Genomic DNA, 10,228 nt, shown 5'->3' with positions numbered 1-10,228 from the left:
ATGACCAATCAGTACAGGGCGGGAAAAAAAGCATTGATAATCGGCGGCGGTGCGCCGAATTCAACCTTGATCGCGGGCGCGCTGACGGCGTTCCTCGACGAGGGCATCGAGTTCGACGTCATCTCGGCCTCCGGCGCCGGCGTGCTCATGGGCTTGCTGTATCAGGCGCCGCTGGGTTGCACGCCGCGCGAGGCGCTGGTGCGTTGGGCCGAGGTCGGCGTCGCCGACAGCATCTACAAGATGTTCCCGGTCAACTACAAGATCTTCAACAAGCCCGGCCAGGGCGCGCGCAGTTTCCGCGACCAGGTGCCAGCGCAAATGCCTCAGATGCCTCAGATGCCACAGTTGCCGCAGATGCCGCAATTGGCCGGTTTGCCCAACATGGCCGGCGCGGCCGGCAATCCTTTCCTCGACGTCTTCACGCAGCGCTTCGCCGAAGCGTCGGGCGCATGGAACGACTGGATGCACCTGATGTTGTCGGCCATGTCGCCCTCGGACCTGTCGTCCAAGAGCCTGGGGCTGTGCGCGCATCACCCCTTCCTCGAACAGGCGATCGACTTCGACGCGATCGCGCGCATGAAGCCGGCGTTCTACATCAACGCCTACAACATGAGCAAGAGCGAGATGCAGATATGGGACAAGGGCGAGATCGCGCCGATTCATGTGCGCGCCGCGTTGTCGTTTCCGTTCCTGTACCCGCCGACGGAAATCGGCGGCGACGATTACATCGAAGGCGCTGCGCTCGACACGCTCAATTTCGATCCCTTGAGGACGCAGGGAGTCGACGCAGGCAAGCACGACGACATCGACACCCTGGTGGTGCTCGACATCCTCGGCGAGGACCGCCTGATTCGCAAGCCGCGCAATCTGTACGACGCCTGGGTGCGCTCCATCATCACGCCGCTGGTGAAGATCTCGAAGACTGAGATGCGCCTGTTCGAACTCGAGCACAACACCCATCCGGACACCGGCGAACCACTGCGCCGCCTGCTCAAGGTCGATCTCATGAGCGGCATTCCGGAGGAGCATTGGCCGGAGGTGCTGGACTGGTCCGCGTCGAACATGCAGTTGCTGTTCGACGTCGGCTACCGCGCCGGCAAGGAGTTCTGTCGCGAGCATGGCGAGTCGCTGCAGAACGCCTTTGAAGGCACTCCATTAGCGGCGTAAGCGAGTATTCAGTATTGGCAGCACGGCATTTAAAACAGCAACACCGGAATCGCCAGCATCGCCTCCTGCAGGAGGAGACAACGCCAGCACCGCAGCCCACGAGGCCGCGGATTCCATTCACTTTTTGAGAAATGAAACGACCATGACGATCACCAAACGCCTTATTCTCACTCTCTCGGTGGCCCTGCTGGCGCTCCTGTTCGTCGGCATCGACGGCCTCTGGCAACTGCAGCGCGCGCAGCAACGCTTCGACACGGTACAGAACCGCATCATCCCGAGCATCAGCGGTCTCAATGCCGCCAAGGGCTTCCTCGCCGATACGCGCCTGGCCGGTTATCGCCTCTCCGTGTTCTCCAACCTGAGCGACAAGACCGCGCTGGACAAGGCCGTGGCCGATGCCAACAAGGCCTTCGACGACGTCGTCGCCAAGTATGAAAAAGAACAACTCTTCGACGACACCGACCGCAAGATGCTGGAAGCCGACAAAGTCAACATGGAAGCCTACCGCAAGGCGCTGATTCCGTTCTTCGCCGCCGCGCATGCGGGCGACATGGATGGCGTGCGCGCCACGCTGGCGGCCGGCAGTCCGCTGGCGCTGTCCGCCGCCGGCGTCAAGAAAGGCATCGACGATCACATCGCCTACAACGGCAAGCTGGTCGACGACGTGCGCGCCGAAAGCATCGCCGCGTACGAGTTCGCGTTCAAGAGCATGGTCGCGGTCATCGTCGTGGCCTTCCTGCTGACCGGCACGCTGGCGCTGACCCTGTACCGCAACATCAGCGGCAGCCTGCGCAATATCCGCAACACGTTTGAAGAAGTCAGCGCCTCGCTGGACTTGTCGCAGCCGATGCGGGTCGATCGCATGGATGAGATCGGCCACGCCGCCACCGCCTTCAACAAACTGCGTGCGCGCATCGTCGACGTGATCGGCACGGTGCGCACCTCGACCGATTCGGTCAGCGTCGCCGCCCGGCAAATCGCGGTCGGCAATACCGACCTGTCGTCGCGCACCGAACAGCAAGCTGCATCGCTGGAAGAAACCGCATCCAGCCTCGAGCAACTGACCTCGGTGGTCAAGCAGAATACCGAGAACGCCAAGCAGGCCAACCAGCTCGCGCTGTCGGCATCGCACATCGCCTCGCAAGGCGGCGACGTGGTGCGCCAGGTGGTCGACACGATGAACTCGATCAACGAATCCTCGCGCAAGATCGTCGACATCATCAGCGTGATTGACGGCATCGCTTTCCAGACAAACATCCTGGCGTTGAACGCCGCCGTCGAAGCAGCGCGCGCCGGCGAGCAGGGCCGCGGCTTCGCCGTGGTCGCCTCCGAAGTGCGCAGCCTGGCGCAGCGCTCGGCCGCCGCCGCCAAGGAAATCAAGACCCTGATCGACGACTCGGTCGACAAGGTCGGTTCCGGCAGCAAGCTGGTGCAGCAAGCCGGCACCACCATGAGCGACATCGTCAACAGCGTACAGAAGGTCACCGACATCGTCGGCGAGATCGCCAGCGCCAGCGAAGAACAAAGCAGCGGCATCAGCCAGGTCAACCAGGCCGTATCGCAAATGGACGACGTCACGCAACAGAACGCCGCGCTGGTGGAAGAAGCCGCAGCAGCCGCCCAGGCCTTGCAGGATCAGGCCGAGACGCTGGAGCAGGTGGTCAGCGTGTTCAAGCTGGACGCCGCACGCCTGGTGACAACCGCCGCGTCGCAATCGGCCAAGCGCGCCATCGACATCACGCCATCGGCCGTGCGCCTGGTGTCGCCTGCGCCACGACGCCTGGAACATGAGGTGGATGCCTAAGCGCGACGCGTGAGGCGGCAAGAAGCTGTCGCTGCAGTTGTGAAAAAGGCCGCACGGTTGTGCGGCCTTTTCTTTGGCGCGGTGTTTCCGGATCAGTGATCAGAGATTCTGCGGCATGAAGCGGCCGCGTCGGCTGACGTGGCGTCCTGCTTCACGGAACTGGCCGTCGCCGGTGTAGTGGACGGTCTGCGGATATTTTGGCGAAGGGGCAGCGTGCGCCTTGACGACTTCGAAGATGAAGTAGTTGTAGGTGTCGATCAGGCAGTCGTCGTAGAGCTTGCACTCGAGGCTGACGAAGCAGTCGTCCAGCAGCGGCGCCTTGACCTTTTCCGCCTTGCTGGTGTGCAGGCCGAAGCGCGAGAACTTGTCGACGTCGGCGCCGGAACAGTTGCCGATGTCGGCCACCGTGTCGAGCATCTCGGCGGTGGGAATGTTGATCACGCACTCGCGGCTGCTGCGGATCAGTTCAAAACTGTGGTTGCCTGCAGCGATGATGCAGCCCACCAGCGAGGGCGTGAATTCCATCACGGTATGCCAGCCCAGCGTCATCACGTCGGTCTCGTCCTGCCAGCGCGACGTCACCAGCACGATCGGGCCGGGCTCAAGATAATGACGGATGTCGGAGACGGGGTAATCGACCTTCTTGCTCATCGCGGACCACCAGTGCGGAAATGAAGATCATCCATTCTATGTCCGACGCCGGCCGCGTTTCTGTAGGACAAAAACTGATTTTCACGCTGAAATGCCCGCTGGGCGCCGTAATTCGTTGGCGGCCGGTCAAGTTGTTGCCATCCGGTCATGCCAGTCCTGCAAGGTTTGCATTGTGGATGAAGGAGGGCGGCAAAAAGCCGGAGGCTGCAGGCGCTCAATGTGCCTGCAGCCTCCGGCCGGGGCTCTGCTTAATGACTGGAATCAAGGACTGGAATCAAGGACTGCAATTACCGGCTGTAATACACGTCGCGATACTCTCGGCGGTATTCACGATACACCGGACGTTCGCGGTATTCGCGCTCGACGTAGACCGGGGCAGGGCGCACATAGACAGGCGCAGGCTGATAGTAGACCTGCTGCGGCGCCTCCTGGTAATACACCGGTTGCGGCGCTTGCTGATAGACCGGTTGCGGTGCATAGCTCGGGCCCGCGTTGGCGTTGGCGATCATCGAGCCGACTGCGACTGCGCCGATGATGCCGGCGGCGATCGCCAGGCCGTTGCCGCCGCGATCATGTGCGGAGGCCGAAGTCGAAACCGAGGCTGCCAACACTGCAGTAACAAGCAGGGCAGGGATGATTTTCTTGCTGATCATGATGATGTCCTTTCAGTTGAGGCGCATCTTATTTCTCGCCACGATTCGAATATATTCTATTTTTGAACGAAGAAAAGCCCCGGCATTACTTGCTTACAATTCTTACCAAGTCGGCGAGGATCAAGACTCAGCCTGCCGCCAGCCTGCAATCGGGGCGCGCTCAAGTTAGAATGCAGGGCTGCTTTCCTTGGGGAAAGCCAACCGACGCCAACAGACCTAAGCCCGCCTCCATGAATTACACTCCCGGCCGCCTGATGGCCTATGTCTGCCTCGCCCTCAGCATGTCCATGGTAGGCGCCTATGTCGCGCTGACCAAGCCGCTGGCGGCGGCGCTGCCGGTGTTCCTGCTGGCCTGGTTGCGCTTCGGCATCGGTGCGGCGGCGATGTTGCGCTGGCTCAAAAAGCCCGCCAACGAAGCGCCATTGACGCCGCGCACGCGCTTGCTGGTGTTCCTCGAATCCTTCCTCGGCAATTTCCTGTTCACGATCTGCATGATCAGCGGCGTCAGCATGACCAGTGCGGTGTCGGCCGGCGTCATCATGTCGGTGATCCCGGCAGTGGTGGCGCTGATGAGCTGGATTTTCCTGCGCGAACGCATCGGCGCACGCGTCTGGATGGCGGTGGCTTGCGGCGCGCTCGGCATCGGCCTGCTGTCGCTGGCCAGGAATCCGCACGCGCCAGGCCTGGATGCCGACGGCGCCCATCAAGCCTGGCTGGGCAACCTGCTGGTGTTCGCCGCCGTATTGTGTGAAGCCTCCTACGCCGTCATCGGCAAGAAGCTCACCGCCGTGCTCAGTCCCAAGCGCATCAGCTCCGTCATCAATTTATGGGGGCTGGTGCTGATGACGCCGCTTGGTTTCTACACCGCGCTGCAGTTCGATTTCGCCGCCGTGCACAAGGGCATCTGGCTGCTGCTGGTGTTCTACGCGCTGGCCGCGAGCGTGTGGAGCGTCTGGCTCTGGATGACCGGCCTCAAGTCGGTGCCGGCCGCACGCGCCGGCGTGTTCACGGTCATGCTGCCGGTCAGTACCGCGCTGGTCGGCGTGCTGGCGCTGGGCGAACAATTGACGCTGATCCAGCTGGCCGCCTTCGCGGTCGCACTGGCCGGCATGCTGCTGGTGACCGTAACCGGCAGGTCCGCCGCAGGTGCGGCGCATTCCTGACCGCGCGCATCATGACGCGCCGCCACCACTACTCCGTCTACGTCATCGAATTGTCAGCCGACGTGTTGTACGAGGCGCGCTTCCGCAAGGCCAATCCCGGCTACGTGACCGGCAAGCCCTGCGTCTACGTCGGCATGACCGGTCTCAACGTCGACCTGCGTTTCGACAAGCACAAGGCCGGCATCCAGTCCAACCGCTACGTACGCGACTTCGGCCTGCGCCTGCTGCCCAAACTCTACGAAATGTACAACCCGATGCCCTACGACGGCGCGCGCGACATGGAGGTCGAGTTGGCGATCGGGTTGCGTGAGGCCGGTTACGGCGTGTGGCAAGCCTGAACAAAAAGTCCCGGATTTGCGAAAAATAAATGAAAGTGATCGCACAGGAAGGGATAGGGAAAATGTCATGACTGCTACATACGCCACATGCCTGCGATGACGATGAAATCTCTGGTTTTTATGCTTCTTTTCCTCTTTATGCCGCCGCGGGGCGGGATGATATAACTATCGGCGTCGCGCACTCATACCAACTACATCAGCGCGAGGGCGAAAGGACAGGGACATATGGAGAAGCAAGGCAAACGCGGCATGGCGCTGCTGGCCATGGCGGCGCTGCTGGGATTGCAGTTGCTCGGTTGGCAGCCGCCGGCAACGGCTGCCGACAAGAACGTCTCCATCGGATTCGCCGGGCCGCTCACCGGCCTGAGCAGCGCCAGCGGAACCAGCATGCTCAATGCCGTCAAGATGGCGGTCGATGAGATCAACGGCGCCGAGATGCGCCTGGGCAGCGACCGGCTGGTGCTCAAGCTGCAGGTGCAGGACGACAAATCCAATCCGCGCATCGCCGAAATCGCGGCGCGTTATTTCGTCAGGAACGATACCGCCGGCGTGGTCGGCATTTTCAACAGCGCGGTTGCGGTCAGCTCGTCGGCGATCTACCAGAAGGCCGGGATTCCGCATTTCGCCATTTCCGGAACACGGCGCTTCACCCAGCAGGGCCATGACAGCGCGTTCCGCATCGCCGCCTACGACGAGCAGCGCGCTGCCGTGCTGGCCTCTTACGTGGCGCAGGAATTGCACAAGAGCCGTGTCGCCATCGTGCATGACGATAGCGTGTTCGGGCGGGACTACAAGGAAAAATTCGAGAGCGCCTTCACCAAGCTGGGCGGCAAGATCGTCAGCGTCAATTCGGTCAACGCCACGACCTATGACTTCAACGACATCCTCAAGGCAATCCGGGTCGGCAAGGCGGACGCGGTGTTCTTCGGCGGGCTGGCATCGCAGAGCGCGATGCTGGCGCAAAACATGTACCGCCTCGGGATCGAGGCGCAACTGGTGACGGCGGCCTCGCTGGTCGGTCCGATATTCTTGCAGACGGCTGGTCCCGGTGCGGAAGGCACGGTGTCGATCATGCCAGGCGCCCACCAGCGCAAGTCGAAGCAGCTCGACGCCTTCGAGAAGAATTACCTGCAGCGCTACAACGCCGCGCCCGGGGCCTATTCAGCGGTGGCGTATGACCAGGTGCAAGTGCTGGCCGCAGCAATCGTGCGCGCCGGCTCGGCTAATCCGCGCAAGGTGACTGCGGCCTTGCATGCGATCAAATATAACGGCCTGACCGGCACGATTTCATTCGACGCCCACGGCGATCTGCGCGATGTGAGTTTCTCGACCTACCAGGTCAGGAATTCGGTGTGGACCATGTACAAGCAGTATCACGTCGGCATGGGTAACTAGAACGCATCTCACGCCCATTCATGAAATGAGTTTCGATTCTGCAACAAGGGCGTGTGCAGTGGAAATTCCCGGCGCTCGCTATACTTGTGGTCTTTACCGGGAAGGACACCATGAATTCGCGACTCCGCTTTACATTCAGCTTCACGTACGCACTGCAGTTCGCCGCCGTTGCGGCGGTGCTGGCCACCGCAGGTTTGTCCGGCAACGCCGCCGCCCAGGCCACCATCAAGATCGGCGAGATCAACAGCTACAAGGCGCAGCCGGCTTTCCTTGAGCCGTACCGCCAGGGCTGGGAGATGGCGTTGGAAGAAATCAACGCTGCAGGCGGCGTGCTCGGCAAGAAGCTGGAAGTGATTTCGCGCGACGACAACGGCAACCCCGGCGACTCGGTGCGGGTGGCCGAAGAGCTGGTCAAGCGCGAACAGGTGTCGCTGCTGTTCGGCGGCTTCCTGTCCAACACCGGGCTGGCGCTGACCGACTACGCCAGGCAGCGCAAGATTTTCTTCCTCGCGGCCGAGCCGCTGACCGACAAGATCGTCTGGCATAACGGCAACAAGTACACCTATCGCCTGCGTCCGTCGACCTACATGCTGGTGGCGTCGCTGGTCAAGGATGCGGCCAAGCTCAAGAAGAAGCGCTGGGCCATCGTCTATCCGAATTATGAATACGGCCAGTCCGCCGTCGCCAGCTTCAAGACACTGATGAAGGCGGCGCAACCGGATATCGAATTCGTCGCCGAGCAGGCGGCGCCGCTGGGCAAGATCGACGCCGGTGCGGTCACGCAGGCGCTGGCCGATGCCAAGCCGGATGCCATCTTCAACGTGCTGTTCGCGACCGACCTCGGCAAGTTCGTCCGCGAGGGCAATACGCGCGGCCTGTTTGAAGGACGCGAGGTGGTGTCGCTGCTGTCGGGCGAGCCGGAATACCTCGACCCGCTGCGTGCCGAAGCACCCAGTAACTGGCTCGTGACCGGCTACCCGTGGTACGCCATCAATACGCCGGAGCACAAGAAATTCGTCGATGCCTACCGCAAGAAATTCAACGACTATCCACGCAACGGCTCGCTGGTCGGCTATAGCGCGCTGATGTCGATTGCGGCCGGGCTGAAGAAGGCCGGCAGCGCCGATTCGGACAAACTGGCGACGGCGTTTTCCGCCCTGAGGGTGGAGACGCCGGTGGCGACCATCACCTACCGCGCGCAGGATCACCAGTCGACTCTGGGCGCTTTCGTCGGCCGCACCGGCGTCAAGGACGGCAAGGGCATCATGAGCAGCTTCGTGTATGTCGACGGCGCCAGCTTGCAGCCCTCGGATGCGGAAGTGAAGAAGCTGCGCGCGGTGGACTGATCCCCCGGCGTCAGGCCGCCAACATCAAGCCAGCAAGGCGGGCGCGGTATGCCTGCCGCGGCGGCGTAATTTCCACACGGATCCGGCGCTAACCCAGCATCGGCAAGGACTGTGCATAAAACCTATCAAATTAATAAATACTATCAATTTTTGTTAGGCATTGATTTTCTCTAAGATTGCGTCAGCTGGAAGCTGTTGTGCACTGCAAAGGTGCCGCCAGCCGACAAAAACAAGACAAGCGCCGACTCCGGACGGCGCACAACCTCAGGGAGCATCACCATGAACCAATCGCCACGGCCTGCCATCAGCGTTGCAGCCCGCCTCGGAATCAGCTTCGCCATCGTGCTGGCCATGATGGCGGCGCTCACCGTGCTCAGCATCATGAAGGTCAATGCCATCGAAGGCAGCCTGAGCACCATCAGCGACGACAACAACGTCAAGCAGCGCTACGCGATCAACTTCCGCGGCAGCGTGCATGACCGCGCCATCGCGCTGCGCGACCTGACCCTGGTGGGCGACGCCGAAGTCAAGGACGTCATCGGCCTGATCGGCAAACTGGACAACGACTACCAGCAATCGGCGCAACCGCTCGACGCCATCTTCTCCGGCGAAAAGGGCAAGAACGTCCGCGCCGAAGAACGCGCCGACCTCGCCGCCATCAAGGCCATCGAAGCGCGCGCCATGCCGCTGGTGCAACGCGTGATCGCGGCCCGCACCTCGGGCGATACCGACGGCGCACGACAGATCATGCTGCAGCAAGGCAAGCCGGCTTTCGTCGAATGGCTGGCTTCGATCAACAAATTCATCGACCTGCAAGAGCAGATGACCCAGGTTGAATCGGCCCACGCACGCAACCTGGCGCATGGCTTCCAGGCCCTGATGCTGGTCCTGCTGGCGGTTGCCATGGCGACCGGCGTAGTGCTGGCGACACTGATCACGCGCCACATCCGCCGTGCGCTTGGCGCCGAACCGGCACAAGTCAGGGAACTGGCCTTCGCAGTCGACCGCGGCGAGCTCTACCACGCCATCGAGCAGGACAAGGACCTCGGCAAGGGACATGAAAGCATCATGGCCGCGCTGTCGGAAATGAGCAGCAACCTGCGCCGCACCGTCACGGAAGTGCGCGATGCCGCCAGCGACGTCACCGAAATCAGCGCCCAGATCGCCGAAGGCAACCGCGACCTCGCCTCCCGTACCGAAGACCAGGCCGCCTCGCTGGAAGAAACCGCCTCGGCGATGGAGCAACTGACTTCCACCGTCAAGCAGAACGACGACAACGCCAGGCAGGCCAACCAGCTGGCGCGCAACGCTTCCGTGATCGCCATGCAGGGCGGCGCCATCGTCGGCCAGGTGGTGCATACCATGGACTCCATCAATACTTCCTCGCGTAAGATCGTCGACATCATCGGCGTGATCGACGGCATCGCGTTCCAGACCAATATCCTGGCCCTGAATGCAGCAGTGGAAGCAGCCCGTGCCGGCGAACAAGGTCGCGGTTTCGCCGTGGTCGCCACCGAAGTGCGCAGCCTGGCGCAGCGCAGCTCGGCCGCCGCCAAGGAAATCAAGTCGCTCATCGATGACTCGGTGGAGAAGGTCGACACCGGCGCCAAGCTGGTCGGCCAGGCCGGTGAAACCATGGAACAGATCGTCGCCAGCGTGAAGCACGTGACCGACGTGGTCGGCGAAATCTCCGCCGCCAGCCACGAGCAAA

The 10,228-nt window shown here is 62.0% G+C and carries 9 protein-coding genes; 7 read left to right on the top strand and 2 right to left on the bottom strand.

Annotated elements, in window-relative coordinates; translation table 11 throughout:
* Together HLUSI_RS0126220 and HLUSI_RS0126215 are read left to right on the top strand one after the other, a co-directional pair.
* On the top strand, window positions 1–1,167 hold a 1,167-nt coding region (locus HLUSI_RS0126220; RefSeq protein ID WP_016836746.1), incomplete at its 5' end, for a patatin-like phospholipase family protein.
* 142 nt (window positions 1,168–1,309) lie between these two features.
* Window positions 1,310–2,971 carry a methyl-accepting chemotaxis protein gene (locus tag HLUSI_RS0126215; protein WP_016836745.1) on the top strand — a complete coding sequence of 554 codons (1,662 nt, stop codon included), beginning with the start codon at window positions 1,310–1,312 and terminating at the stop codon, window positions 2,969–2,971.
* Window positions 2,972–3,070: 99 nt separating this feature from the next.
* Here the strand turns inward: HLUSI_RS0126215 and HLUSI_RS0126210 are convergent, their stop codons facing one another.
* On the bottom strand, window positions 3,071–3,622 hold the full coding sequence (locus HLUSI_RS0126210) for a flavin reductase family protein (protein ID WP_016836744.1): 552 nt from the start codon (window positions 3,620–3,622) through the stop codon (window positions 3,071–3,073).
* Window positions 3,623–3,909: 287 nt separating this feature from the next.
* Window positions 3,910–4,275: a hypothetical protein gene (locus HLUSI_RS0126205; RefSeq protein ID WP_016836743.1), complete on the bottom strand. Its 366-nt coding sequence runs from the start codon at window positions 4,273–4,275 to the stop codon at window positions 3,910–3,912.
* Window positions 4,276–4,505: 230 nt separating this feature from the next.
* Between HLUSI_RS0126205 and HLUSI_RS0126200 the strand changes: the two genes are divergently transcribed.
* From HLUSI_RS0126200 to HLUSI_RS0126175, 5 genes are all read left to right on the top strand, one after another.
* On the top strand, window positions 4,506–5,438 hold the full coding sequence (locus HLUSI_RS0126200) for a DMT family transporter (protein WP_016836742.1): 933 nt from the start codon (window positions 4,506–4,508) through the stop codon (window positions 5,436–5,438).
* Between the two features lie 11 nt (window positions 5,439–5,449).
* Window positions 5,450–5,776, top strand: a complete 327-nt coding sequence (locus tag HLUSI_RS0126195; RefSeq protein WP_016836741.1) for a hypothetical protein — start codon at window positions 5,450–5,452, stop codon at window positions 5,774–5,776.
* 225 nt (window positions 5,777–6,001) lie between these two features.
* Window positions 6,002–7,171, top strand: coding sequence for a branched-chain amino acid ABC transporter substrate-binding protein (locus HLUSI_RS0126190; RefSeq protein ID WP_016836740.1), 1,170 nt, complete (start codon window positions 6,002–6,004; stop codon window positions 7,169–7,171).
* A gap of 110 nt (window positions 7,172–7,281) precedes the next feature.
* Window positions 7,282–8,517, top strand: a complete 1,236-nt coding sequence (locus tag HLUSI_RS0126185) for an ABC transporter substrate-binding protein (protein WP_029364054.1) — start codon at window positions 7,282–7,284, stop codon at window positions 8,515–8,517.
* Window positions 8,518–8,796: 279 nt separating this feature from the next.
* Window positions 8,797–10,228 (top strand): methyl-accepting chemotaxis protein (locus HLUSI_RS0126175; RefSeq protein WP_016836737.1); only part of this gene is annotated, 1,432 nt, incomplete at its 3' end.

This window comes from Herbaspirillum lusitanum P6-12 (assembly GCF_000256565.1).
GTDB classification, from domain to species: Bacteria; Pseudomonadota; Gammaproteobacteria; order Burkholderiales; family Burkholderiaceae_D; genus Herbaspirillum; species Herbaspirillum lusitanum.
This window is presented reverse-complemented; position numbering and strand designations above follow the sequence as displayed.